Genomic DNA, 26,898 nt, shown 5'->3' with positions numbered 1-26,898 from the left:
TTTTAAATCTCCCTTTGATATTTTGACCTTAGGCCACTTTTGCTGTGTTTTTTGAAGCTAAGAATGCTTGAGCCTGATTTGCATCAAACCACCACGGAGCAAAGGCGCGCGGGTCATCAAAGTTATTGGCCATAATTGAAGCAATGCTCTGGTTCTGGCTTGCAGCTGCTAGGAGTTCAACGACATGAGGCTCTGGTGGTAATAACAAGCTATTGGTCCAAGCCACGACTTTTTCTGCATAAGCCCAATAGCGTTCAAAAGTTTGAACCATCCATTGTTCGCTAAAGCTTTGATTATCATTGGCTAAAATGGCATCAAAATAGATCTTGCTACACTTAGCCGCATTGTTTGAGCCTTGACCGGTAATTGGATCATTGACCACTAAGGCATCTGCCATGCCAAAAATCTTTTTGCCAGAGGGTAAGGTTAAAACGGGCTTACGTACCGTCGGCGGGAAACGCCCTGCCAAATAACCGCCAGCATCAGTTAATTCAACATTTGCGCAGCGTTCATATTCCCAAGGCACAAATTTCTTGAGTAAGTCCAGACTACATTGCAGGTGCTGTTCTGGTGTTTTCACATCTTGCCAACAGTCCATTGGCCCATTTGGAATACCTTCAAACACCATAATGTCGCAAGGCCCATTCACAGTCAGTGCCGGAAATGAAAAGTATTCCCCGACTTCAGGAATAATGTTAAAAGTCACACGTGAATAAGGTGAAATTGGCTTCATGTTTTTGACGTAGGTCAAAGCCAAAGCGCGCTGCGGTTTATCAAAAACACTTCGTACATCATCACGTTCAAACTGTTTAACAACTTCACCTTTACCAGCGGCGAGTAATACAAGCTCATAGTCGTTTGCGAGTTGTTCTAACTCTTCTATACCCACATCTTGAATCACTAGTCGACCGCCACGGCGTTCAAATTCTTCCATCCAATATGGCATTTTGACGCGTTGATCGACCGATTGAGCATAGCGCTCAAGACGAGCGCTCCATTCAAATGCTTTACCACCATTTTCAGGGTTCACTAAAGCTAGCCCAATGCCTTCTACGGCTGGACATTGTTCTTCCCAGAAATTTAGTCCCAAGTCACGTTCAGTTTGTAAAGCGGTATGAAACATACACTGGCTTGACATGACTTTACCTTGACGGATTTCATCAGCAGTTCGGTTGGTAATCATGGTTACGTCGTAACCTATATCTAATAACCCCAAACCAAGCTGTAAACCAGACTGTCCTGCTCCAACAATTGCAATACGGCGCATAATATTCTCCATAATTTTCTAAATGTGCTTTTAAAACGCTGTGCTATTCAGCTAAACGTGGAATAGCGGGCTGTAATCCTTCAGGGCCCATCACTGAATAGCCACCGTCGACCGCATAATCTGCTCCGGTGACAAAACTGGCAGCGGATGACAATAAAAACAAAACAACATTGGCGACTTCTTCGGGATGACCCAATCGACCTAGTAAGTGATAATCGGCTGCCACGCTATCGGCTTTTTCACGGTTATTACCGCTGACTTCTGCAATGACACGAGACCATGTCCAACCCGGAGAAACCGAATTGACGCGAATACCATCGGCAGCAAAATCCATTGCCATGCTTTGTGTGAGTTGACGTATCGCGGCCTTAGAAACCGGATATAACCAGCGTCCTGTTTGTGCCACTTTGGCTGAAATGGAAGTAAAGTTAACAATTGAACCTTGTTGCTTTTTTAGGTCATTGTATAAAGCACGGCTCAGCTCAACTGTAGAGACCAGATTAATATCGAGTGCTTGTAACCAATCCTGACGTGAAGATTTAAAACCGTCATCTAAGTAGGTACATGCCAGATTGACCAAGTAACTCACTTCACCTAAATGTTGGTGAATATCCGCCACAGCTTGTTGAATAGCCGCATCGCTGGTTAAATCGGTTTGAATAAACATCACGTCATGGTTAAAGCTTTCGGCAATCGCCTTACCTTTGGCATCAATATCTAAGATAGCGACATGAGCACCTGCACTCACCAAGGCTTGTACAACAGCTTTACCAATCAGTGTTGCACCGCCGCTCACCACAGCAACTTTTCCTTTTAAATCTATATTCATTGCAGATCCTCCTTAACTAACTGGCTTGCCTTCACTACTTGACCAAGATGGCATCAACGTATTGGAAGGAAGATCTTCATCAAGAAGTTTTCGCGCTGTCTCGACACCTGCAACTGGTAAGCCTGTTGGGTCTAATAAACCAATTTGAACGAGCACCGATGCTTGGTCCCAGTAAATATGCTCATGGCACAGCTTTGAACCTCTGAACTGAATTACACCTAACATTGGAATTTCGACATATTTACCAGTCGGTTTTACACCCGGTAATAACCAGTCAATTTCAGCGTCGTGGGTAAAGCTCATAATGAACTCGTCTACCACTTGCGTTGAGCCAACCGTACGAGAGATCGAAGTGATCTTGATATCTTTCGGGTTTTGATGAACAAAGTGATACTGATAAAAACGAGCAAGCTGGCTTTGGCCTACACCGCCAGTTAAGGTTGGGATATGGTTCACATAAGGTTCAGCAACCATTGTTGCCATGGTTGCTGGCACGTCACGCGTATCGAACTCATGACGAATATGCTCTTCCCATAGTGCAACTAGGTCATATTTCGGCCCAATCGTTTCATGTAGTGCTGTTACTGTACGTTCGTGAGCAAAGCGTGCTGAAGGTTTGTGGTAATGGTTGCTTTTTGGTCGCGCAAAGGCATGATCAACACCTTCGTAAACATAAGCTTGTACATTTGAATATTGGTTAACTGCATCGACAATCGCTTGTCTCGCATCTGGCGGTGTAAATTGGTCCAGTTCTGCAATATGTAAAACCAAACGTCCTTTTACGTTAGCTAACTCATCTAACGCTTTTTCAATGCCTACACCGTAATAACCTACGGCACATGCCACGTCAGAAAGTCGACAGCCTGCCAAATAAGCTAGCTTTCCACCTAAACAATAGCCCACCACGCCGAGACCTGTAGAGGTATCACATTCTGGTCGTGTCTTTAAAAAAGCTAAGCTGTCTTGAATATCTTCAACACCAAGGTTTTCGTCATATTGCTGATAAAGTTCAAAAGCTTTTTGAAAATCATCTGGTGTATAACCGAGTTCAATATTAGGTGCTACACGCCAAAATAGATCAGGAACTAAAACGGTATAGCCTTCTTCTGCAAGAAAATCTGCCTTTTCCCGCATTGCTGCATTCACCCCAAAGATTTCCTGACAAAGCACCACTCCAGGTCCTTTTCCTGTTTCTGGTGTCGCTAGATACGCACTGAACTGCTTTCCAGATGCAGTTTTAATTTGAATGGTTTGACCAGCCATAGTGTCAACTCCTGACATTGTTATGGCTTTATTTTCTATCTGAAATTTTTTTTAGACTGTCCAAAAGCTGCAAGCATTATCCAATCTCTGCGCAATTATCAAAATCAATCAAACTGGATAAAAATTAAAAACAAAGAAACATCTATATTTCAAAAACTTAAATTAAAAAATTAAATTACTGCTTTTATCTAATTTGGAAAATATGGATGAAGATTAGGACTTATTGGATAGTGAAGACTGGCTAAAAATAGTTCAATCAAAGATACAGGTTTTGTAACGAATACATTGAATTACTCAGGGAATTAAATAATTTTAAGAAGGAATACATATGAAAACGATAGATGCGAATACGATTATCAATCGCGAAAAACTGTCTCCCTTACAGTGGGTGGTTTTTATTCTAGGCTTTTTTGTCTTTTTCTGTGATGGTCTAGACACAGGAATTATTGGTTTTGTTGCTCCGGCATTACTAGATGATTGGGGAATTACCAAGCCTCAGCTTGCTCCCGTTTTAAGTGCTGCTTTAGTCGGCATGTCGATCGGTGCAATCATTTCTGGGCCTCTGTCCGATAAGTTTGGCCGCAAAGGCGTTATTGTTTTTACAAGCCTTTTATTTTCCATATTTACGATTTTGTGTGGCTTTGCCAATTCAACCCAAGACTTAATGATTTATCGCTTTATTACAGGTGTTGGTTTAGGCGCAGCCATGCCAAACATCAGTACGATTGTCTCTGAATATATGCCCGTAAAACGTAAAGCATTCCTTACAGGTCTTGCTGGCTGTGGTTTTATGCTGGGTATTTCTTGTGGCGGTGTGCTATCCGCTTATCTGTTAGAAAGCTATGGTTGGGCTAAGGTTATTATTATTGGTGGAAGCATTCCCCTAATTTTAGTGGTTGCTTTATTGCTTAAATTACCTGAATCAACGCAATACTTAATTACACGTCATCAACAAGATAAAGCACAGCGTATCTTAGAAAACATTCAAGGCTATGCTTTCCAAGAGCCTGTAAAACTTGTTTTAACTCAAGCAGAAACTGCATCGGATGAAAATCCGGTTAAAGTGGTTTTAGGAAAATACCTGTGGGGTTCAAGCATGCTTTGGCTCTGCTGCTTTACCAGTCTTTTGGTGTTCTATCTTTTAACAAGCTGGATGCCAACGATTTTAAAAACAGCAGGTTTCAGTACCCAACAGTTTAGTTTAATTGCCGCGATTTTCCCTTTTGGTGGTGTAATTGGCGCAACCATTATGGGATGGTACATGGATAAACTGAACCCAACTACAGTTATTAAATATTCATATCTGATTGCTTTCGTCCTATTCATTGTTGCAGGTTTGGTGAGCTCAAATATTTTCTTATTGGGTCTTACTATCTTCTTAATTGGTGCATTACTCGCTGGTGCACAGTCTTCATTACTGCCACTTGCAGCTATGTTCTATCCAGCAGTATGCCGCGCGGTTGGTGTTTCATGGATGCATGGTATTGGTCGTATCGGTGCAATTTTAGGCGCCTTCTTTGGCTCGCTCATTTTCACTTTCAACCTAGGCTTAAGCGGTATTTTCTTTATTCTAGCAATACCAACCTTCATCTCATTTATTGCACTTAGCCTAAAAGTAATTTATGAGAAATCTAAACACAAACAAGTGTTAAAGCTCGAAGAAAGCCTATAAATATTAATCGATAAATAAAAAACTGATTTAGTTGCCTAAATCAGTTTTTTATTTGGAAAATTAAATATCAGAGAATTTTGCCTTTGGTCTCACTTGGGTTTTCTCCAAATTCTTCACGATATTCTTGAGAAAAACGGCTTAAATGGTTAAAGCCCCAGTCATACGCAAGCTTTGAAATAGAAACCTTTTTATCTGCTCCTGTAGTGCTCAAGATTTTGTAAATTTGTTGAAGACGATATTTTTTCAAATACGACATTGGGCTGGTGCCGTAGTATTGCTGAAATTCATCATACAATTTTGATTTTGAAACCCCAGCCAAACGCTGCAAGTCTTCTGCACAGATTTCTTCATGAGCATGTTCAATAATAAAATTACGAACCTTTCGAATATAAGCTGGCTCATCTTGATGTGAGAGTGACTTTAAAGCTTCAGAGTAGTTGTTTTCTTGAGATAATAGTAAGGCTTTAATTACAAAATTTTCATAGTCTTCAGATAACATCTGTAAACCATAAAAATTGCTATATTGTGATTTTAGCTGCAAAAAATTCTGAATATTCTTCCACCACGCTCCAATCAGTTGCTCAGAGTCTAAGTGCATTTCAGGGTTAAAAATGATAGGCGTTTCTATAGGTTTATTCAGTAAATCTGCAAGGACAATCTGCATACTTCGCTCAGGAATAACCACCTGAAATTTTCTACAGTCTTTATCGATAATCAGATCTTGTTGATCATTATTTGAAACAATTAGGCCTCTGTTTTCATCAGATTGATAATGTGCACCACGAATGTTGAGAGCTTGTCGCCCCTGTATAGGTAAACTAATGCTATACGCTTTTAAATTTGAGATGTTGATAGCGACGTTTGCACCATAACTGATTGTGCCGATTGCCATTTTTTTATTGGGCAAACGCATTCCGTCATAGTGGAAATCGAGATTATCTTTGTAAATTGTGTCTAGACGGTGTTCACCACAAATTGTGGACATTAGATTCTGCGCAAATTCAGCTTTGCGTGAATAATGATTGAGTTCCATCTGTTGGCTGAGTGATATCATATCCTTTTCACCTAGCTAAAACTTATTGCTAAAAAAGCAACTTGTATGCCAATTAATATCCTTTAATTGACGAGTTTTCCTGAAAAATATCTAATCAGGAAATAGCGTAAATATTACTTTCTCATACTCTATTAAATTTTAAAAATGGAAATAAGTTAAATACCTTTAAAGTATAAATTTATACCCTAACGAACTTATTTTCTTAGTTTTTTTATAACAAGTTATAGTAGAGATAAAGCATTATTTTTAACAGTAGATAATCATAAATTTTTAACGAATAAAAAACCGCTTATATAGAATAAGCGGTTTTTATAAAACAATTAAATTATTGGGCCGTATAACCGCCATCCATCACGACAGCTTGGCCTGTTACCCCACCTGCTTTTTTACTCGCAAGGAAAATTGCATAATCAGCGATTTCTTCAACAGATAGCAAACGCTTTTGAGGAACCATTGCCAAAATTACATCCTCAAGTGCACTGTCTAAACTTACATTACGGGTTTTAGCCAAATCTGCAATTTGACCACGGACCAATGGTGTATCTACATACCCCGGACATAAAGCATTTACCGTAATACCATCACGTGCACATTCCAAAGCTGCAACTTTTGTTAGGCCAATTACGCCGTGTTTAGCACTGTTATAACCTGCCTTTCCAGCGAAACCAATCAAGCCATTAATTGAAGCCATATTAATAATACGGCCATATTTTTGAGCTTTCATAATTGGAAAAACATGTTTAATTCCAATAAATGCCCCCGTTAACATGACTTGAACTAACTTTTGAAAAACAGCAATTGGAAACTCTTCAATAGGCGCAACATGCTGGAAACCAGCATTATTAATTAAGATATCAACCGTACCAAAGGTCTTTTGAGTAAGCTCAATGGCTTGTTTATAAGCATCTTCATCAGTCACATCACATGGTGCAGATAAGGCATCAAAACCTTGCTCTTTAAGTGCGTTCGCTGTTTCTTGGCACTTTTCGGCATTCATATCAGAAATAACAACTTTGGCACCTTCTTGAGCAAATTTCTTAGCAATCTCTAGACCGATACCACTTGCAGAACCTGTAATAAAAGCGACCTTACCGTCTAAAAGTTTTGTCATTTATTTACTCCTTAATACTTATAACGTGCTGATTTAAACAATACCTGTTACGGTAAAGACCGTAATGACCACAAATACCGCTAACGTTTTAATTACCGTGACTGCAAAAATATCTTTATAGGATTGTTTATGGGTTAAGCCTGTAACAGCGAGTAAAGTGATAACAGCACCATTGTGCGGTAAGGTATCCATACCGCCTGATGCCATTGCAACCACACGGTGCATGACTTCTGGTGGAATACCCGCAGCTAAAATCGCGGCGTTATATTGTTCAGCCATCGCACTTAAAGCGATACTCATACCACCAGAAGCTGAACCGGTAATACCTGCTAAAACTGTTGTCGTCACAGCCCCATTGACTAATGGATTTGTAAAAGTACTGCTCATTGCATGACTAATCATGGCAAAGCCCGGTAATGACGCAATAATTGCACCGAAACCATACTCAGAAGCTGTATTCATCACAGCTAAAAGTGAGCCACCAATACTGGCATTAATGCCTTCTTTAAAGTTCGTCACTACACGTTGGTAATCAAATAAAATTGCAGTAATAATCCCGACAATCAGCGCAAGACCAACTGCCCAGATCGCACCGGTTTTTGCAACATCTACGGTGTAATCCGCTAATCCAACTGCGGCAAAATCAAAACCATTTGGATACCACTCTTTGATTGCTTTAGACAAATATTTGTTCATTACGGCAACAAGAATGAGAGGCACAAACGCTAAAAACTGACGAGCCGTACTTCCATTATTTTGCAAGTTCATATCGGCTTCAATTTCTTGAGATGACGTATTGTCTACGCCAAAACCCGAGAAACCTTCGCCAGCTTTTGCAGCAGCTCGGCGACGCCATTCTAAGTAAGCCAAACCCATGCATAGAACAAAAATAGCACCAATAATTCCTAGAAATGGTGCGGCATAAATATTGGTGCCAAAGAATGTAGTTGGAATTACATTTTGAATTTGTGGTGTACCAGGCAATGCATCCATGGTAAATGTAAATGCACCCAGCGCGATGGTTCCTGGAATTAAACGTTTTGGAATATTCGCTTGTCTAAAAAGCTGGTTTGCAAAGGGATAAATTGCAAATACAGCAACAAATAAACTTACACCGCTATAGGTTAAAATTGCACCTAGTAATACAACCGTTAAAATTGCTTTTTTTGCCCCAATCCATCTTACAATGGTTCGAGCAATAGACTCAGCAATTCCTGACATTTCAACGACTTTACCGAAAATTGCCCCCAGCAAAAACACAAGAAAGTAATCTTTAATAAAGTTCACCATTTTGGGCATAAAAACACCCGAATAAAACGGTAAAACATTGGCTGGATTAATGAGTAAAACTGCAAGTAAGGCACAAATTGGTGCCATGAGAATGACAGAAAAGCCCTTGTAAGCTGTATACATCAACAGCCCAAGCGAAAGTAGAATTACAAATAATTCCCACATATATTCTTTCTCCCTAAAGAATAGATATTAGGTTCAATAAAATTACCAAAAGATATTTAGGTTATCCCAAACCTATAATGATAAAAATCACAATATCCATGTGTGGTAATAGGTAAATGAGCTTAAAAATAAAATATCACTAAAATATTTAAAAACAATGTAATTTATTGAAATTTTTAAATAACAATAAATTACAAGAACTTATTTGGCTCTCTTGGTAAAATTTAATTATTAAAAAAATATTATTGTTTTATAAAACTTATTAATTATTGAGTAAATTAAATTAATGTTTCTATATTATTTAATAAAGCCAATTGAATAATATATTTTTTAAAACAATATTATAAATACTCTTCACTTGATTCTTTTTAATATTGTCCAGATAAAATTTCCCTCTAAGTGAACTAACTAATCTACATTTAAATTAAAGAAATGAGACTTAAATATGAGAAATTTCTTTTACCTAAAGCACAAATAAAATATATGAGTAAAATCCCCACAAGTCACCCCTTCTATTCCCTATACTTGTACAAATCATGGTTACTGGCTAGCTGAGACTCTGAATGCGATATGTTGATTTAAAATAAATAGTTTTAAATATTATTAGGAATAATAACCCTTAGGTTATTGAAAAGAAGCTGTATCAGCTGTTGTAAAGTCATGCCAATTCTTATTTATAAAGTGGTATTTATATTTCTTTAACACATTTTAATGAAGCTGCCTTTAAGTCGTTATCAGCTTTATAGATCATATTTGAAGTAGAGGCACTTAAAATTGTTCTAACTTTGAGTATATCTTTGTTAAGAAGCTTAACTTCTAGAACCATACCATTTTGAATGTAAATCATATTATTTGCATACTTAACTTTGTTAAATACAATATGTCCACTAATATCATCACAAATTATTCCACTCCCATCTGAGTAAAGTTTTATTGTTGATATGTTAGGGCCACTCGAAAACGTCCATATACCTGACACTGAAGATATGGATGGTTTTACTTCAATAAATTTATTATTAATCAGTTGATTAGCAAGATTTAAACATCCATTTAATAAAACTGTTATCCCAAATAAAATAATCTTTTTCATGAAATTATCCATTTTAATAATGTGTAAAATTTAACAGTTCAGATCTTTTTCATTAATTTTACGGATTTTGAGCAATTGTATTCGCTCAGTTGAACCGAACTTTAGCTTTTTATACCATTTAGGAAAGTTAAAACTGCCATTTCAACACGTTCATCTATTTGACTATCAGTAACTATTTCACCAGATATAATTTTAAATTGTAGATCTGAGATGAGCATATCGCAAAATAAAGCACCCATGACTTTCGGTTTTGAAACTTTTATCTCCCCAACCTCAGCCCTTTTCATTAAAAGTTCTGCTGCTAAGTTATATGCACTAACTGGACCTAATTGTACAAATGTTTTTGCAAACTCTGGATAACGAGTCGCTTCTGAAAGTACCAGTTTCTGTAAAGCAATTACGCGAGAAGATAAAAGTACTGATAAAAATATTCTTCCAAAAGAAGTAAGAGCTTGCTCAATTGAGCCACCTTCTACTGGTAAGGCTTTTAGTGGATCAAGTACTTGCTGGCACACATCCGCAATCACACTCCTAAAAAGCCCCTCCTTATCTCCAAACTGAGCATATAGATCTCTTTTAGACCCCCCGATCTTGGAAATAATTAAATTAATAGAAACTCTTGAGTAACCATACTCTAGAAAAAGATCACCTACTGTTTGAATTATAAGGCGATTTTTATTATCAATTTGATTGGTTTTGGTACTTTCACTTATCACAATTCTTTCCTACAAAATAAAAGGCGTGCCATGGTTATTGACATTACCATGTACAAAAGTATGATGGTAACGATCGTTACCATCAACTCTATATAGGAATAATCTTCTTATGGCATCCTTAATTCATAATACTTTATCAAGTAATTACACATTAGTTATTGGGCGAATAGTTTTATCTTCATTCTTTTTAATCGCTGGTATTTTTGGTGTGTTTAACTTTGATACTGTTGTTAATGAAATGATTGGAGCAAATTTACCACTTCCTGAATTATTTGCTTTTGCAACTATAGCCATTCAACTTATAGGATCAATTCTACTTATTTCAAATTTTGCAGGGCTTACATGGTTGGGTGCAGGAATACTAGCCATTTTCACTTTACTTTGTATTCCTATTGGACATCCTTTTTGGAAATTAGCTGAACCACAAAGAACTCAGGATTTCCAAATTGTATTAGAACATATTGCTTTAAGTGGAGGGCTTCTATTAGCAGCAATAGCCACCAAGAAATAAGTTGAGATAATCAAAAACTCAAAATCTTCTGTGTTACATAAATAGTGAGTTCTGTCTTCACAGGGCTCTTTAATAGAGACTCCGAATAATCCTCTTCCTCAAAAAATTCTGTGCCATTGTGACTATTACCATTTACTAGAGATTGTAAATTAATATAAAAATTTTGCTCTACTATCTTTATCGGATTAGGCAGGAGTTATTTTTACATTTCAGTTTTTAAAGTAGGCATTGGCGGTAAAAAATCTGATTTTATCAGTTGATCTGTATCATAGAGTTCTAAACTCACAGGACCTGCGGCATATGGTGCCAATTCGTAAAGCTGAAAATCAAATGTAATCCCGCCTGATTGATTAATATAGAAATTTTCACTTACTTTAAAGTCTTCTTTACTAATATAAGGCTGCATATCTTTTTCTTGACACCAATATCCGTATTGTTTCCACAATTCTTCTTTAAGCGCATTCATCTTTCCATTGATAACAATATCTTTTAATTCAATGCGTTTTTTATTTTTCAAGTCAAAAATATAATCTTCAAAAGTTGCTATACCATGAGCCCCGCCAGAATATTCTGAACTTACTTTCGAAATTTGCACATATTGGCCAAACTGTCCATTAAAGCGATAAACCACACTCTGTGACCAGTTATTAAACCCTTCAGCTTGGGTTTGATTTAGTTGCTTTTGCTTTTCTGAAGAAGGTGTAAGAGCATCTGCATAATCTTTACGGATTTCCTTATCGATTACTTGATCAATCCATTCAATATTACTTTTAAGTGCAATCGCTTCTTTAGAGGTACATACAATTCCATCAACATCTGGATTTGGAGCACAAATTTTGGGTTGTTGAAACTTCACAAGAAAATTACGTACTAGCATAGCAGGAATTATATTTTCTTCTTTTGGGGGCTGTTCAGTTGCTTTTATAGTAGAGGTTTTTTCCGTTTTTTCTGTTGGTTTTTCCTCTGCTTTTTTTATACATCTACTCAATACAAGTGGTACTACCATTAAGCCAAGAATAGTTTTATTCATCAATTATACCCTTACATAATTTATTTATCTTTTAAATTAAATTTTAAAGAATTTAAAAATTCATAGATATATTAATTGAAATTAGAATGACTTTATATCTTGATATTTTTTGAAAATAAATTTTGAAAAAATAATATTTATTTAATTTAAATTATTTAATACAATAGCGAAGTAAGATATTGATAAGAAAGCAAAATATGATGTGGATTAAATTTATACTGTATCCTTTGGGGATGTTTGTACTGTGGCAAGCTATTTTTATAATTACGCAACTCTCTTTAACATCTCTAAATATGCCACAAGTCTTTATAGGTATAATTTCATTGATCATAAATTGCGGGATGCAAATTCTTATTGGTTATAAAATCCCTCATCTAGCACCGAAATATAAATTTGTAGTGAGTACTACATACGTCATTCTCTTCACCTTTTTATTGGCAATCTATTCAACAACTGTTTTATTAGAAGGCTTGAAAGTTGCTCCTCAAGCAATTTGGCTAGGTTATTTGTTTTTCCATGTAATTGGCGTGTTTATATATTTTTCTAATAATAGAGACGAGTTTTGTTGGGACAATTTATTAAAGTAATTCAAGATTTTTACATTTATTTCTAGCTCTCTATTAAATAAGTCCATGATTTTTATTTTTCATAATTTTTTGTCAAAAAACATCATATTAGGCAAATTTTCGTATAAATTACTCTTCTAGGTAAGTTGAGTAATTTAAAGGAAAGAAATGACGCTTAAACAACTAAAAGCTTTTTTGGCCCTTGCGCGTACACTCAACTATGCCAATGCTTCTTTAGAGTTACATCTCAGCCAATCTGCTTTAAGTCTCACCATCAAAAGCTTAGAGGAAGAATTAGGCGGAAAGCTCTTTAACCGTAATACACGCCGAGTTGAGCTTACTCAAGAAGGCAAATCACTCATTCCATATGCAAAAAAATTACTCGCCAATTGGGATGAAATGGAAAACGATGTTAAACAACGCTTTAAACTCAATCGTGGAACCTTAAGTATTGCATCTATGCCCTTTGTGACCCATGCAATTTTGCCAGAGGTGATTCATCAATTTTTAGCAGTCCATCCCAATCTTAATTTTTCAATTCACGATATTCCAAATGAGACCATTATAGAAAAAGTACAAGACGGTATTTTTGAGCTTGGTATTTGTTTTGAACCTGATCTCACCGAAGGTTTAGAGTTTAAACCGTTGTTTGAAGAAGACTTCTTAGCTCTATTACCTAAGAGTCACCCACTCGCTCAATCATCTTCTATTACATGGCATGAGCTTTGTTCAAATCCATTTGTAACCTTGCAAAAACCCTCAATTGTTCGATATTTAGTTGAGCAAAATTGTTTGCGAAATAATATAACGCTTGATTTAAAAGTTGAATGCCACCAAATTTCATCTCTTTCAAGTTTCGTTGCTTATGGAATTGGGGTAAGTGCAATTCCAAGGCATTTTGCTAAACACATTGATAAAGAACATAACGTACTGATTGATTTAAAAGACGAAGCCATTCATAAAACAGTAGGAATTGTTTATAAAAAGAACTTTGAAATTTCAAATATTTCTGCTCAATTTATTGAGGCACTGGTTCAATATAAATTTTAAAAAATTAAAGATTGTCTTTTTGTATAAGTTAAGCTTATGGATTAGTTAAATTCTTTAATTCTTATAAGTTTCAATATGTTGTAGATTAATTTTTAAATTTTTTAGCTTGTATGCGTCTTAAGTTTTGTTATTAATTTGATATTATTCATTGATTATACTTATTAATCATTTAAAAAAATTAACTTCTATAACACAAAATGTGATGCTAAAACTAGAAACACTAAGGGATATAGGAAAACAACAGAATGAATAAAGTTTATGCCAACGCAGAGGCAGCACTGAAAGATGTAATTGCAGACAATCAAACACTTGCTGTTGGTGGTTTTGGTTTGTGTGGAATTCCGGAAAAACTAATTGTTGCAGTTAAGCAAAGTGGTGTGACTGGTCTCACATGTATTTCGAATAACGCAGGTGTAGATGATTTTGGTTTAGGTATATTGCTTCAAACCAAACAGATCAAAAAAATGATCTCTTCTTATGTGGGTGAAAATAAAGAATTCGAGCGCCAATATTTAAATGGTGAATTAGAAGTTGAACTAACCCCACAAGGCACCTTAGCTGAAAAGTTACGTGCTGGAGGTGCTGGAATTCCAGCATTTTACACACAAACTGGTGTAGGTACACTCATTGCTGAAGGTAAAGAAGAACGTATTTTTAACGGCAAAAATTACATTTTAGAAGAATCTTTAACAGCCGATGTAGCTCTTGTTAAAGCATATAAGGCAGACAAGGCAGGTAATTTAGTATTTCGTAAAACTGCTCAGAATTTTAATCCCGAATGTGCAATGGCTGGAAAAATTACAATTGCAGAAGTTGAACAGGTGGTTGAAATTGGTGAATTGGATCCGGATGAAATCCATTTACCAGGTATATATGTGAACCGCATTGTATTAAATACATCACCTGAAAAACGCATTGAGCATAAAACTTTAAGCACGGAGGCAGTATAAAATGGCTTGGTCACGTAATGAAATGGCACAACGTGCTGCAAAAGAACTTGAAGATGGTTTTTATGTCAATTTAGGTATTGGCTTACCTACCCTTGTTGCCAATTATATTCCTGAAAATATTAATGTTTGGCTTCAATCTGAAAATGGCCTATTAGGTATTGGTGAATTCCCGACTGAAGAAACTGTCGATGCTGATTTAATTAACGCCGGTAAACAAACAGTTACTGCTCGCCCTGGTGCAGCCTTTTTCTCAAGCTCAGAATCTTTTGCCATGATTCGTGGTGGCCATGTCAACATTGCAATTTTAGGTGCAATGGAAGTTTCTGAAAAAGGAGACTTAGCGAACTGGATGATTCCGGGTAAAAAAGTCAAAGGTATGGGCGGTGCAATGGACTTGGTTGTTGGTGTTCAAAAAGTTGTTGTTCTTATGGAACACTGCGCAAAAGACGGTACACCAAAAATCGTGAAAAACTGTAGTTTGCCTTTAACAGGTAAAGGTGTTGTTCATCGCGTAATTACAGACTTAGGCGTAATGGATATTACGCCACAAGGTGTAGAGCTCATTGAACTTGCTAAAGACGTAACGCTCGAACAAATTCAAGCTGCTACAGGTGTCGAGTTTTATAAAACCTTAGTCGCGTAAATTCTAAGGCTTAGTTAGCTGTACAAGACTCAAGTTAGTAAGTGAGCTTGAGTCTTAGCCCTATCAAGCACCGGATGTGCTGTCTATAAATAAGAATGAGAAGGATTTTTTCAGCTATGGAAAAACAGCAAGGAATTTTTGAAAGATTTGCTCTTCGGATTAGTGACTGGTCTGAAAAATGGTTTCCTGATTCATATATTTTTGCTCTGCTTGGCGTCATTATTGTCTCTGTTGCCGCCTTGGGTATTGGTGCTCCAATCCATGATGTAGCGACCTCATTTGGTAATGGCTTCTGGAGTCTTATTCCCTTTACCCTGCAAATGACTATGCTCATTATTGTAGGTTATGTCGTTTCTGTATCTAAGCCCGTAAAATTCCTGATCCAAAAAATGGCGCGTATTCCAAGTTCTGGACGTGGTGCTATTGTTTTGGTGGCAACCGTTAGTTTATTAATTTCACTAGTCAATTGGGCAATAAGTACGATTCTTACTGCACTTTTAGTGATTGCATTAGCAAAACGTAAAGAGCTGAATATGGATTATCGTGCTGCTGCGGCAGCCGCAATCATTGGTATGGGCGCAACTTGGGCTCTTGGAATTAGTTCATCAGCAGCACAGCTTCAGGCAAATAAAACCAGTTTACCTGAGTCAATTTATAACCTGACTGGTGTTATTCCATTTACCGAAACCATTTTCCTTTGGCAATCAATTGCAATGACCATTATTTTAGTGATTGTTTCAATCGCTATTGCATATTGGTCTGCCCCAAAAGGCAATAGCGTTAAAACCATTGATAGTTTTGATGTGCAATTTGAAGTAGAAAAAACAAATGAAGCGAAATCTACTCGCCCAGGTGACTGGTTAGAAAATTCGCCTATCTTAACGATTATTGTGGTGGTTTTAGGCTTAATCTGGATGTTTTTTGAATTTTCAAAAAGCAATCCCATCATTGCCATTTCAAGTCTCAACACCTACAACTTCGTGTTTTTAATGCTTGGGTTAGCTTTACATGGCACACCACGGAACTTTTTAAATGCTGTTGCAAAAGCAGTTCCGGCAGTATCGGGCATCTTAATTCAATTTCCACTGTACGGAAGTATCGCCTTTATTATGACCCAAGCTTTAAATAGCCAAGACTTATCGCTGTCACATTATATTGCCGAGTTTTTCGTTTCAATCGCTTCAAAAGAAACCTTTGCAATTGTGATGGGAATTTACTCTGCGGTACTTGGATTTTTTGTACCGTCAGGTGGTGGAAAATGGATTATTGAAGCCCCATATGTTATGCAAGCAGCAAATGATTTAAAGGTTCATTTAGGCTGGTCTGTACAAATTTATAATGCAGCCGAAGCTTTACCAAACTTAATCAATCCATTCTTTATGCTTCCAATGTTAGGCATTTTAAAACTAAAAGCAAAAGATGTGATTGGTTTTACAGTGACACAGCTCGTTGTGCATTTTCCTTTAGTTTTATTCTTGCTGTGGTTCTTTGGTAGAACGCTCAGCTATACCCCTCCAACTTTTTAATTTAGTGGCGCCTTTAGTTTAGGCTAAAGGCAAATTTAGCAAATACACCAATAAGAGATATTAAGATGAGTTCAATTGTTATAGTTTCAGGTAGCCGTACTGCAATGGGTGGTTTTCAGGGTAGTTTATCTTCTCTAACTGCTCCAGAACTTGGCGCTGCTGTCATCCGTGAATCGATCCAACGTGCAGGTGTTAAACCTGAACAGGTAGATGAAGTGATTTTCGGTTGCGTACTCAGTGCAGGTATTGGTCAAGGCCCTGCTCGTCAAGCCATGCGTAAAGCTGGCGTGCCTGATCATGTCGGAGCTGTGACCATTAATAAACTTTGCGGCTCTGCAATGAAAGCTGTGTTAATGGCATCAGATACCTTAAAAGCAGGCAGTGCCAATATTATTGTGGCTGGCGGCATGGAATCTATGACGAATGCACCTTATATTTTGCCTAAAGCTCGCGGTGGTTATCGTATGGGACACGGCGAAATTAAGGATCATATGTTTTTAGATGGTCTCGAAGATGCAGAAACAGGTCGTTTAATGGGGTCTTTTGCTCAAGACATGGCAAATACCAAAGGCTTTACCCGTGAGCAAATGGATGACTTTGCAATTTCTTCACTTAAAAAAGCGCAAACTGCGATTACGGAAGGTTACTTCAAAGAAGAGATTGTTCCTGTTGAAGTAAAAACCCGTAAAGGTGTCGAAGTTGTTGATCAAGATGAGCAACCATTAAAAGCTAATCTTGAGAAGATCCCAACATTGCGTCCAGCTTTTAGTAAAGATGGGACAATTACAGCCGCTAACTCAAGCTCAATTTCTGATGGTGCTGCTGCATTAGTACTTACCACTGAAGAATATGCTCAAAGTCACGGGTTAAATACTTTAGCAAAAATTGTGGCAACTTCGACTCACTCTCAGCATCCAAGCGAATTTACTATTGCTCCAATTAGTGCAATTCAGAAAGTACTTGAGCGTGCTGGTTGGTCTGTTGATGAAGTAGATGCTTGGGAAATTAATGAGGCTTTTGCGATGGTGGCAATGGCACCAATTCATGAGCTAGGAATTGATGAAGCAAAAGTAAACGTCCATGGTGGTGCATGTGCATTAGGCCATCCAATTGGTGCTACAGGTTCAAGAATTATCCTTTCTCTTATTTATGCATTAAAACGCTTAGGTAAAAAGAAAGGTGTCGCTGCCCTATGTATTGGTGGTGGTGAAGCAACAGCCGTTGCGATTGAAATTTAATTTAAAATTAAAAGAAGATGTAAGGATTTTCTTACATCTTCTTTTTTATAATTAAAACTCTTAAGCAGTTTTAAATAGCTCATAACAGGTTTGACGGAACCATTTATGGCTACTCTTGTGGTGACAAGACATATGCCAATGTTGCTTAACATCATAAGTTGGAAAATCAAGCGGTGCCGGTAAAATCTGTAAGTTCTCTCTAACCAATAAAACCTGACTTAAATAATATGGCACAGTGGCAATAGCATCTGTTTCCTGAACGACCAATCCCACTCCTAAATAACTTGGTAAGCGAATTAAAATATTTCGATCCAGCCCTTTATTTTGTAGCTCATTTTTGATGTGATAATGCCCAATACCCGCATCAATATCGATGTGAGATTCACGCATATAATCCTCTAAAGTGAAATTATTTGGGTCTAAACGTGGATGGCTTTTTGAGCTAATTACGACATAGTGTTGACGAAAAAACTTCTGCTGATAAAAACCTTCTTCTAACTGCGGTAAAAAACCTATGGCTAGATCAATTTCACCGTTTGCCATTTGATAGCTAGTTTCTGGTGTAATCGGCCTAATATTTAAACGAATCAAAGGAGCTTTTTCTTTTAAATAATTGGTCAGTTGCGGCAATAAAACCAAATGAGACACATCAGTCATCGCAATCGTAAACAACTGATCTGAGGTCAACGGATCAAAGTTCACATTAAAATTATTAATGCTTTCAACCTTATCAATAACTTCGCTAATGAGTGGAAAAATTTGCTTTGCCAGTTCAGTCGGAATCATTTCATTACCGACTCGAATAAACAAAGGATCATTAAAATGTTGGCGGATTTTGTTTAGACCATTACTAACGCTCGGCTGTGTCAAACCAATGGCATCTGCAGCCATTGAAACACTTTTGAACCGATAAATATGATAAAAAATATTTAATAATCTACTGTCTAGATCAAACAAAATTGTCTCCGCTTGGACTCAATAATCCATTGAAATAAGTTCAAAGTAGGTATGAAAGAGATAAATACTCCTATACTCTACTTTTGACTTATTGAAATTTACTCTAAATTATCAAAGAATTTAGACAAGGGGCAATGCTTTATACTGCCTTTCATCGTAAAGACCAAAGCATAATCTACTTATTTGCTTAATTTATATATAAATATCGTGTACTTCATCATTTCAAATGAGTAGACGTTATAGGTCTTGCTGGCCTTTAAAACCATTCCATATTTTCTGTACCGACTTATTATCACTCAAATTATTTTTGAAGATATAAATATCTTGAGCAAGGCAATATTCTTGTTGGTCTAAAATGACTAATTTTCCGGCTGCAAGATCTTCTTCAACATTAATTTTTGGAATCCAAGCAACTCCTAAACCTTGTAAAACCAGCTCTTTTAAATTGGTGGCATTATCTGTTTCATATAACGTTTTATATACAAGCTTACCTTCAATCAGTTGATCTACCAATTTTCTTAAGTACGCGTGTTTACTATACGCTAGCAGAGCAAAATTACTTTGTATTGTATGTTTAGGACTGTGGTCAGGTTCAGTTGCAGAAACCGGTACAATAACCGTTTCAGCAATTTTGATACCACTTAAAATATCATCCCCAACTTTTCTAATATTGCTTTTATCTGCATAGCAAATCATAAAGTCACAAGCACCTTCTTTTAACAAAGACAGGCCTTCTCCACTATTCGTTGCGACAATTTCAATTTTTAAATCACGAATAAGTGTAGGAAATTTCTTTAAAAAAGTAGTTAAAAATCCAGAGGCTAAAGAATGAACAACGCAGAAACGAATGGTCGATTCAGTTTCATTTTTAATATTTTTAATTAGTTTTGCGGTCTCCTCTACCTGTTTTTCAATATTTTTAGACATCACTAATAAAATTCGACCAATGTCTGTAAATTCGATGTTGTTTTTGTTGTTCCTAATAATGACTTCAGCACCAATCATTTCTTCAATTTGTTGAATTCTTCGAGTAAATGCAGACTGGCTAATAAATCTTTTCTCTGCTGCTTTTGAGATTGAACGTTCACGTTCTAATGTGAGGAGATCCTCTACCCAACGGACTTCTAAATTCATCTTATCTATTCCCTTTTAGATTTGTAATTTTATTAATTGATATTTTTGGGAAGTAGCATAAATAAATTTAGTGATGAGAAAGAATGATAAAACATAGGGAGTACCTGCAAAAATGCGAGAAGTGAAAGGACAAAGCCAATCTATAAAATTAAGTATTTAATAATTCTGACATAGAAAAGAAGATAAGAAAATAATAGGTTTTGTTTTCACGAGACAAGAGATGAACATAAGTACAATTCAGCTAAAAAAATTATTTAAATCAAACAATAAAAAGCCATCATAAAAATAAATAAGTGATCTTAACAAGATAACTTTTAGAAATAAGCACGAACTTATATTTGTACATTTTATTGATAAAAAAAGTCCGCACCTTGGGGAAGAATGCGGACTGTAAACTGTTTCAATAACCAATCCTTATGTTATTGATTAAATTTTTCAGAATCTTAATTAAGATACTTTTCCACTATAAACGGTAGTTAAAAAATCTATTTTCATATCCTTTTTACTTTGCCTAACCCAAAAAATATGAAAAATGATTTTTTTTACTCACTCAATGGGTTGGTAAGGTAATAATTGATAAGAAAATGATTACCTTACCTCATTTCAGGATTTAAGCAGTCATAATAATTGATTGTATTTAAATACAATATTTGAAAAGAGTATAAGATAAAAAGATAATCCCGACTATTATACTAAAGTATCTATTTGGGTGTACGCAAACGTATTGAGTTCCCTTTAAAAGCGGTGACGATTTTCGCAGACGGGTTGATCAAAATGACCTAATATTCACCAATCAAGTAGTATAACTTTCTTGAAATTTCAACCATCATATTAGAAGTATATTGACTGATTTCAAATATCTGTTTTTTCTGTGGATTGAAAACCATATTGTCTTTTTCATCACTAAAAAAAACATAAGTTGTGTATTTATCCATGTGATGAATATGCTCTTTCAAGCTGAGTTTCTCACCAGAGTTAGGGTCATATGCAATAAACTTCATTCTCATGCATTTGTCTCTTTACAGCGTGCTTACACCTTATAAAATTTCAGTCAAAAGATTATTTAACAGACAATAATCTTGAATGCCTAAATTATTGATACGATGCAGTAGGGATATTTTGTTTAGCTTTTTGAATAGATAACTCAGCATTCTTAATTGATTGCTCAGCTTCTTTAAGCATGTGCGAACTTTTAGTTTCAGCTTTTTCTTCATTACCCCAAAGGAGATAACAAGCAAAACTTCCCAATATTAATAAAGCAGCAGTTACTTTTAACATAAACTTAATAAATCAAAATTTTCTGTATTATAAGTATTTTTATGTGAAATGCATCACAATTTTATTAAAATTTATTAAACAAAACTCATTATCTGCTTATATAAATTAACTTTCACATGAAAAATCAAATATTTTTTTGATTTTAATACACGGAAATGATTACTTAGTTTTCTGTATAAATTTTGATTTACTTAAATTTTCACACCTTTAACCAATCTATAAAATTAAATAAATATTTGAATATATTAAACTTTATAACAAGTATTCATTCTATATACGCTCATATACCAACGATTATTTCTCGACTACCTTCTTTTTTGTTATGCAAAAAATGCATAATTGCTTTAATAAATGCATTAGAAGTGAAGCATTTCGAATTCTAAGATGAATCATCTTAACTAATTCGAAGTTTAATGATGAACGCTGATATTACTACCCGTATTGAGAAGGATCTTATTGGTCATCGAGAAATCAACAATGACCATTATTACGGAGTTCAAACATTACGTGCTTTAGAAAATTTCAACTTAACAAATAGCAAAGTTGGAAATTTCCCTAATTTAATTAAAGCATTAGCTATGGTTAAACTAGCTTGTGCTGAAGCAAACTATAATCTTAAAAACTTAGATCAAACTAAATTTGAAGCGATTGAATACAGCTGTAATCAGCTTATTCGTGGTAATTTCTACGATCAGTTCCCAATCGATATGTTGCAAGGCGGTGCGGGTACTTCAACCAATATGAATGCAAATGAAGTATTGGCAAACGTTGCTTTAGAATATATGGGACATTCTAAAGGTCAATATCAATATTTACATCCAAATAACGACATTAACATGTCGCAGTCAACAAATGACGTATACCCTACTGCAATTCGTTTAGGTTTATTACTTAGCTTAGATGAGTTAAACCTTCCATTTAACAATTTGATTCTTAGCTTCTTGAATAAATCTCAAGAGTTTGCACACATTTTAAAAATGGGTCGTACTCAGTTACAAGATGCGGTGCCAATGACATTAGGTCAGGAATTTGGTGCTTTTGCGGTAACTCTACAAAAAGACCTTGAGCAAATTAATACGCTTATTCCAAATGTTTTAGCTTATATGAATCTTGGCGGTACAGCGATTGGTACAGGAATTACCACTGAATATAGTTACCGTGAACTCGCGATTCAAGCACTTGGAAAAATCTCTGGTAAGAAAATTAAGTCAGCTCCAGATTTGATTGAAGCCACTTCTGATATGGGTGACTTTGTTCTTTTATCTGGTTTATTAAAACGTACTGCAACTAAACTTTCAAAAATTGCCAATGACTTGCGTTTACTTTCAAGTGGTCCACGTACTGGTATTAATGAAATTAATTTAGAAGCACGTCAACCTGGTAGCTCGATTATGCCGGGTAAAGTAAACCCAGTTATTCCTGAAGCAATGAACCTTGCTTGCTTCCAGATCATTGCAAATGATTTGGCTGTAACTTTAGCTGCTGAAGCTGGTCAATTACAGTTAAATGCAATGGAACCACTTATTGCATTCAAACTGTTTGAATCGATGGACTTGCTTGGTAAAGCAATGGCAATGTTCCAAACTAAGTGTATTGATACGATTACGGCGAACCCTGAACACTGTAAAGCTTTGGTTGAAAATTCAATTGGTATTGTGACTGCACTTAACCCATACCTAGGTTATGAAACTACAACTCGTATTGCTAAAACAGCAAACGAAACTGGGCAAAGCGTATTGGCTTTAGTTCAAAATGAAGGTTTATTATCAGCACAAGTACTTGATGATATCTTGTCGATTAATAATATGGTTAAACCAAAAATGTCGGCTTAATTCCTGAAATAAAAAAGGAGCTTTTAAAGCTCCTTTTTTATTTGTTCCATAACAACTATTAAAAGCTAAAAGTTGTAGAAAATTGAGCCGTGCGAGGATTACCTAAGAACAGATAGTCATCTCCCATAAATGCGCCTACATCACGCCAATATTTCTTATTAAATAAGTTATCAATATTAAATCTAAAAGTTGTGTCATGCCCAGCAAAATTTGTTTTATAGGCAGCACCAATATTAAAGACACTATATCCGCCTACTTTTGCAGTTCCCTCTTTATTTGCATATTTACTGCTACTGTATTGCATACCACTCAATAATCTTAAACCTTCAACTGACGGTACTTTATAAGATAACTGGGCTGTGGCACGTACTTTCGGCACATTTTGAGTTTGATGACCTTTGTAGCTGTCAGTATCAATATCAACAAGACGAGATTTGGTATAGGTAATGCCAGAACTTACGTCAAGTGTATCGGTTAAGGCACCTGTTAAACCTAACTCAATACCTTGATTGTGTTGTTCGCCTTGCTCAATAAAATCTGGAGGACTATCAATATTAATCTTGCTGTATTGATTGTCTTGTTTTAAATCAAAAATAGCTGCTGTTAACAAGAAGTTCCGAATTTGTTGCTTAATACCAAATTCATATTGTTCAGAGCTTCTAGGTGATAGTACTGAAGGGCCTATATTATTTTTAATATTATTTGTATACCACGGAGCTTCGCCACCGTCTGATAAACCTTTAGCATATGAAGCATATAGATTAGTCGTAGCAGTTGGGCTATACATGAGCGCTAATTGTGGCAAGAACTTGTTTAAATCCGTATCACGGCTTTGCTGCCCATCTGAATTATAAGCTTGCTCATCAAGATGAATCAGTTTCCCACCGAGTAAGGTTGACCAGTGATCATTAAATTGAACTCGGTCAGATACAGTAAATGCAGTCTGATCACTCTGTAGAGCTTTGTAACGATCGCCTGGACTTTCCAATGACGGATTGTAGTCGACCGTATTTTCATAGATATTGCCTGTTCCTATAAATCCATTCTCTGTACACGATAAAAATAGATAACTCATTGAAATAATGTCATAATAATTGTTTTCTAACGACGAATACTATGACACATCTCAATGAGTTATATCTTATCTTAAACAAATATCTAAAATGGAACAAGTCACATTTAAAGTGCTTTGCGCTCATCATGCTTGTGATTATTTTAAAGCAAACATGTAATCTTTCTTCTGCATCTAAAGCCTTGCCCATCAAGTGCTTACCACAATCATTTTATCGACGTATGCAGCGCTTCTTTGCAGGTCAGTATTTTGATTATCGTCAAATTTCTCAGTTGATTTTCAATATGTTTTCATTCGACCAAGTGCAACTGACTTTAGATAGAACCAATTGGAAATGGGGAAAACGAAATATTAATATCCTGATGCTCGCAATCGTTTATCGTGGAATAGCGATACCTATCCTTTGGACATTGCTTAATAAACGTGGAAATTCAGATACGAAAGAGCGTATTGCTTTGATTCAACGCTTTATAGCCATTTTTGGTAAAGACCGTATTGTGAATGTGTTCGCAGACAGAGAGTTTATCGGTGAGCAGTGGTTTACATGGTTAATTGAACAAGACATCAACTTCTGCATTCGTGTTAAAAAAACTTCATTGTCACCAATCATTTAGGAAAGAATCATAAAATTAGTGATTTATTTCGCCATCTTAAAGTTGGTCAAATTGAATGTCGTAAACGACGGATTTTGGTTGGTCGGGTGAAACTATATATAAGTGCACTACAGTTAGAAAATGGAGAGCTTTTACTCGTCGTTTCTCCTCAGTTTAATGCCAATGCTATTCAGGATTATGCATTACGCTGGGAAATTGAAACCTTATTCAGTTGTCTCAAAGGACGCGGGTTTAATCTTGAAAATACGCGCTTGACAGACCCTAGACGAGTGAAAAAATTGATTGCGGTGTTAGCTATAAGCTTCTGTTGGTGTTACTTAACGGGTGAATGGCAACATGATCAAAAAAAAGCGATAAAAATAAAGAAGCATGGACGACTCTCAATGAGTTTATTTCGCTATGGTTTAGACTATGTTCAAATGGCGATTCAGCGTTTAATTGGTTTTGGGAAAAAAGAAGAGTTTAAGGAAATTTTGGCAATTTTAAGAAGGCAGAACCCTGATAGGATAAGGGTTCTGTGAAATTTGTCGTGTACAGAGAAATCCATTAAGTGGTGTATGGTGTTTTAGAGTTTTATAAGTATGTTGTAATTCGAAAGCGATTTGATGCTGTATATTGCCAGTATTGAATTGACCATTTAACCCAGCAGCAAACTGATTGGTTATACGTGCATCATCTGGACTGCGATAATCATAAATGTCATAGTTGCCATCTTTGTCGAATACTGCAAGTTCATTACCTGATGAGTAATAACTTCCATAAGGAAATACAATATAATCATCAATCACAACACGGCTTTGAGACGCACTTAAGCTACCATTCCATTGATCGTTAAATGCATATTGATATTTCAAACTCGCATTTAGACTGTTATTTACAACAGGCTTACTCCAAGACTGGTAACCCAATAAACGGTCTTGATCTACATTTGTTGGTACTTCTTGCCCATCAAGCAGTTGATAACCGGGTACTGAACGTTGACTTTGATGCTGAGCTTCAATATCAAACAGTAATTTAGAACGCTCATTAATTTTCCAGTCTAAAGCTACTGAACCAAACTCACGCTTACCATTTGCGTGATCAATATTTGGATGGATGCTTTCATGGGCTAAATTGATTCGATAACCAAAACTATCATTAACAAAGCCGCCTACATCCGTTGCCAGTGTATAACCACCTTCTGAATTTGCATCGACTGTAATAGTTTTAATATCGGCAGGCCTTTTGGTTACATAGTTAACCACACCACCTGGTGTCGACATTCCACTTTGAATTGCAGAAATGCCTTTTAAAATTTCAACTTGTTCTTTATTTTCTAAAGCTACATTTTGTTCGCCACGTATGGTATGGCCATTAATGAGATAGCTTGAGCCTAAATCGAGTGCGAAACCACGTGCTACAAAGTTTGGATAGTAACCAATAGCGGCATAACCATCGCCTAAGGATGAATCATTTTTAATCACATCGGTCAGTGTTTTTGCGTGTTGATCTGCTATACGTTCAGATGTAATGGTGGTAATAGATGCAGGGACTTTCTTTACATCACCAGTTTGAAAACCAGATAAACTCACTTTTTTTGATGTGTATAGTGCATCACTATTTTGTGTAGCGTTCACAGTAATGGTTGGGAGCTGCGAAACCTCCGCTTCATTTGCATAGACGACAGATGTTATGAGTGCAATAGATGAAGCCAATGCTGTTTTAGAGCATGTCATGAAGTGAAGATTTAACGAACGTCTTTCCATTGAATAACTACCTGCCATACCGTGCATAATTTGAAGCGCTAGAAATAAGTGCTGAGCCGATTTTTAGCCACGCAAGAATACAGCTACATATATTGAGAAACAACATATTCTGTATTTTTTCGATTAAGTGAATTTAGTTCGACTTTTTTCAACTTATCATTCTATGAATTTCATTTATTTTCTTAGGAATTGATACTATAACTTTTTAAGTATTATCAAATATTCAAAATACACTTAAGCTCAAAATAGTACTTAAAAGGAGAAACAGAATAGAAAAATACTGGTATTAAATTAG

23 protein-coding genes and 2 pseudogenes are annotated in these 26,898 nt (G+C 36.0%); 10 read left to right on the top strand and 15 right to left on the bottom strand.

Annotation, left to right across the window (positions count from 1 at the left end; translation table 11 throughout):
- Positions 1 to 28: 28 nt before the first annotated feature.
- The 3 genes from EGS71_RS02335 to EGS71_RS02325 are packed head-to-tail and all read right to left on the bottom strand — an operon-like array spanning position 29 to position 3,359.
- A complete protein-coding gene (locus EGS71_RS02335) occupies positions 29 to 1,267 on the bottom strand; it encodes a styrene monooxygenase/indole monooxygenase family protein (RefSeq protein WP_001252575.1) in 1,239 nt (412 codons plus the stop codon).
- A gap of 43 nt (positions 1,268 to 1,310) precedes the next feature.
- Positions 1,311 to 2,096, bottom strand: coding sequence for an SDR family oxidoreductase (locus EGS71_RS02330; RefSeq protein ID WP_001017889.1), 786 nt, complete (start codon positions 2,094 to 2,096; stop codon positions 1,311 to 1,313).
- A 12-nt stretch (positions 2,097 to 2,108) separates the two neighbouring features.
- A complete protein-coding gene (locus EGS71_RS02325) occupies positions 2,109 to 3,359 on the bottom strand; it encodes a dienelactone hydrolase family protein (RefSeq protein WP_000918636.1) in 1,251 nt (416 codons plus the stop codon).
- Positions 3,360 to 3,687: 328 nt separating this feature from the next.
- On the opposite strand from EGS71_RS02325, the gene EGS71_RS02320 reads away from it, so the two are divergent.
- Positions 3,688 to 5,031, top strand: coding sequence for an MFS transporter (locus tag EGS71_RS02320; protein ID WP_000848268.1), 1,344 nt, complete (start codon positions 3,688 to 3,690; stop codon positions 5,029 to 5,031).
- 67 nt (positions 5,032 to 5,098) lie between these two features.
- On the opposite strand, the gene EGS71_RS02315 is transcribed toward EGS71_RS02320, so the two are convergent.
- From EGS71_RS02315 to EGS71_RS02295, 5 genes are all read right to left on the bottom strand, one after another.
- Positions 5,099 to 6,085 carry an AraC family transcriptional regulator gene (locus tag EGS71_RS02315; protein WP_025464663.1) on the bottom strand — a complete coding sequence of 329 codons (987 nt, stop codon included), beginning with the start codon at positions 6,083 to 6,085 and terminating at the stop codon, positions 5,099 to 5,101.
- 325 nt (positions 6,086 to 6,410) lie between these two features.
- Positions 6,411 to 7,196 carry a 3-hydroxybutyrate dehydrogenase gene (locus EGS71_RS02310; RefSeq protein ID WP_000163842.1) on the bottom strand — a complete coding sequence of 262 codons (786 nt, stop codon included), beginning with the start codon at positions 7,194 to 7,196 and terminating at the stop codon, positions 6,411 to 6,413.
- A gap of 33 nt (positions 7,197 to 7,229) precedes the next feature.
- A complete protein-coding gene (locus EGS71_RS02305; protein ID WP_000263725.1) occupies positions 7,230 to 8,651 on the bottom strand; it encodes a GntP family permease in 1,422 nt (473 codons plus the stop codon).
- Between the two features lie 688 nt (positions 8,652 to 9,339).
- Positions 9,340 to 9,741, bottom strand: a complete 402-nt coding sequence (locus tag EGS71_RS02300; protein ID WP_000720506.1) for a J517_1871 family lipoprotein — start codon at positions 9,739 to 9,741, stop codon at positions 9,340 to 9,342.
- 101 nt (positions 9,742 to 9,842) lie between these two features.
- Positions 9,843 to 10,457 carry a TetR/AcrR family transcriptional regulator gene (locus tag EGS71_RS02295; RefSeq protein ID WP_000622631.1) on the bottom strand — a complete coding sequence of 205 codons (615 nt, stop codon included), beginning with the start codon at positions 10,455 to 10,457 and terminating at the stop codon, positions 9,843 to 9,845.
- 109 nt (positions 10,458 to 10,566) lie between these two features.
- Between EGS71_RS02295 and EGS71_RS02290 the strand changes: the two genes are divergently transcribed.
- Complete coding sequence (locus EGS71_RS02290) at positions 10,567 to 10,968, top strand: DoxX family protein (protein WP_000157576.1); 402 nt, start codon at positions 10,567 to 10,569, stop codon at positions 10,966 to 10,968.
- 202 nt (positions 10,969 to 11,170) lie between these two features.
- Here EGS71_RS02290 and EGS71_RS02285 read toward each other — a convergent pair whose 3' ends face one another.
- Entirely contained in the window at positions 11,171 to 11,998 is an 828-nt protein-coding gene (locus EGS71_RS02285; protein ID WP_001044080.1) for an RsiV family protein, read from the bottom strand.
- Positions 11,999 to 12,195: 197 nt separating this feature from the next.
- On the opposite strand from EGS71_RS02285, the gene EGS71_RS22535 reads away from it, so the two are divergent.
- The 6 genes from EGS71_RS22535 (at position 12,196) to EGS71_RS02255 (ending at position 17,971) form a co-directional block, all read left to right on the top strand.
- The gene (locus EGS71_RS22535; RefSeq protein ID WP_000989975.1) at positions 12,196 to 12,585 is read left to right on the top strand and encodes a hypothetical protein; all 390 of its coding nucleotides are present in this window, start codon (positions 12,196 to 12,198) and stop codon (positions 12,583 to 12,585) included.
- A gap of 147 nt (positions 12,586 to 12,732) precedes the next feature.
- Positions 12,733 to 13,614, top strand: coding sequence for a LysR family transcriptional regulator (locus EGS71_RS02275; protein WP_000172956.1), 882 nt, complete (start codon positions 12,733 to 12,735; stop codon positions 13,612 to 13,614).
- A gap of 245 nt (positions 13,615 to 13,859) precedes the next feature.
- Positions 13,860 to 14,564, top strand: coding sequence for a CoA transferase subunit A (locus EGS71_RS02270; protein WP_001045564.1), 705 nt, complete (start codon positions 13,860 to 13,862; stop codon positions 14,562 to 14,564).
- Position 14,565: 1 nt separating this feature from the next.
- Positions 14,566 to 15,207 (top strand): 3-oxoacid CoA-transferase subunit B, encoded by a 642-nt coding sequence (locus EGS71_RS02265; protein ID WP_000312583.1) that lies wholly within the window; start codon positions 14,566 to 14,568, stop codon positions 15,205 to 15,207.
- 116 nt (positions 15,208 to 15,323) lie between these two features.
- Positions 15,324 to 16,733 carry a short-chain fatty acid transporter gene (locus EGS71_RS02260; protein ID WP_002010276.1) on the top strand — a complete coding sequence of 470 codons (1,410 nt, stop codon included), beginning with the start codon at positions 15,324 to 15,326 and terminating at the stop codon, positions 16,731 to 16,733.
- A gap of 65 nt (positions 16,734 to 16,798) precedes the next feature.
- The gene (locus tag EGS71_RS02255) at positions 16,799 to 17,971 is read left to right on the top strand and encodes a thiolase family protein (protein ID WP_000095311.1); all 1,173 of its coding nucleotides are present in this window, start codon (positions 16,799 to 16,801) and stop codon (positions 17,969 to 17,971) included.
- A 60-nt stretch (positions 17,972 to 18,031) separates the two neighbouring features.
- Here the strand turns inward: EGS71_RS02255 and EGS71_RS02250 are convergent, their stop codons facing one another.
- From EGS71_RS02250 to EGS71_RS02235, 4 genes are all read right to left on the bottom strand, one after another.
- Positions 18,032 to 18,928 carry a LysR family transcriptional regulator gene (locus EGS71_RS02250; RefSeq protein WP_001983834.1) on the bottom strand — a complete coding sequence of 299 codons (897 nt, stop codon included), beginning with the start codon at positions 18,926 to 18,928 and terminating at the stop codon, positions 18,032 to 18,034.
- Between the two features lie 237 nt (positions 18,929 to 19,165).
- A complete protein-coding gene (locus EGS71_RS02245) occupies positions 19,166 to 20,062 on the bottom strand; it encodes a LysR substrate-binding domain-containing protein (RefSeq protein ID WP_001047847.1) in 897 nt (298 codons plus the stop codon).
- Between the two features lie 779 nt (positions 20,063 to 20,841).
- Positions 20,842 to 21,063, bottom strand: coding sequence for a hypothetical protein (locus EGS71_RS02240; protein WP_000668585.1), 222 nt, complete (start codon positions 21,061 to 21,063; stop codon positions 20,842 to 20,844).
- Between the two features lie 91 nt (positions 21,064 to 21,154).
- Complete coding sequence (locus tag EGS71_RS02235) at positions 21,155 to 21,340, bottom strand: hypothetical protein (protein WP_000922092.1); 186 nt, start codon at positions 21,338 to 21,340, stop codon at positions 21,155 to 21,157.
- 413 nt (positions 21,341 to 21,753) lie between these two features.
- On the opposite strand from EGS71_RS02235, the gene EGS71_RS02230 reads away from it, so the two are divergent.
- The gene (locus EGS71_RS02230; RefSeq protein WP_000980440.1) at positions 21,754 to 23,172 is read left to right on the top strand and encodes an aspartate ammonia-lyase; all 1,419 of its coding nucleotides are present in this window, start codon (positions 21,754 to 21,756) and stop codon (positions 23,170 to 23,172) included.
- A gap of 58 nt (positions 23,173 to 23,230) precedes the next feature.
- On the opposite strand, the pseudogene EGS71_RS02225 reads toward EGS71_RS02230, so the two are convergent.
- Positions 23,231 to 24,217 (bottom strand): annotated as a pseudogene (locus EGS71_RS02225) (TonB-dependent receptor); the annotation flags it as partial.
- A gap of 71 nt (positions 24,218 to 24,288) precedes the next feature.
- Between EGS71_RS02225 and EGS71_RS02220 the strand changes: the two are divergent.
- Positions 24,289 to 25,379 (top strand): IS4-like element ISAba1 family transposase gene (locus EGS71_RS02220; protein ID WP_085940413.1). Its coding sequence is split into 2 segments (ribosomal slippage): positions 24,289 to 24,829 and positions 24,829 to 25,379, totalling 1,092 coding nucleotides; the frame shifts between segments, so codons are not numbered across the junction.
- On the opposite strand, the pseudogene EGS71_RS02215 reads toward EGS71_RS02220, so the two are convergent.
- Positions 25,371 to 26,630, bottom strand: a pseudogene (locus tag EGS71_RS02215) (TonB-dependent siderophore receptor); the annotation flags it as partial. The gene EGS71_RS02220 and the pseudogene EGS71_RS02215 sit on opposite strands and share 9 nt — an antisense overlap.
- Between the last annotated feature and the right edge of the window lie 268 nt (positions 26,631 to 26,898).

Source organism: Acinetobacter sp. FDAARGOS_559 (assembly GCF_003940475.1).
Taxonomy (GTDB): domain Bacteria; phylum Pseudomonadota; class Gammaproteobacteria; order Pseudomonadales; family Moraxellaceae; genus Acinetobacter; species Acinetobacter baumannii.
This window is presented reverse-complemented; position numbering and strand designations above follow the sequence as displayed.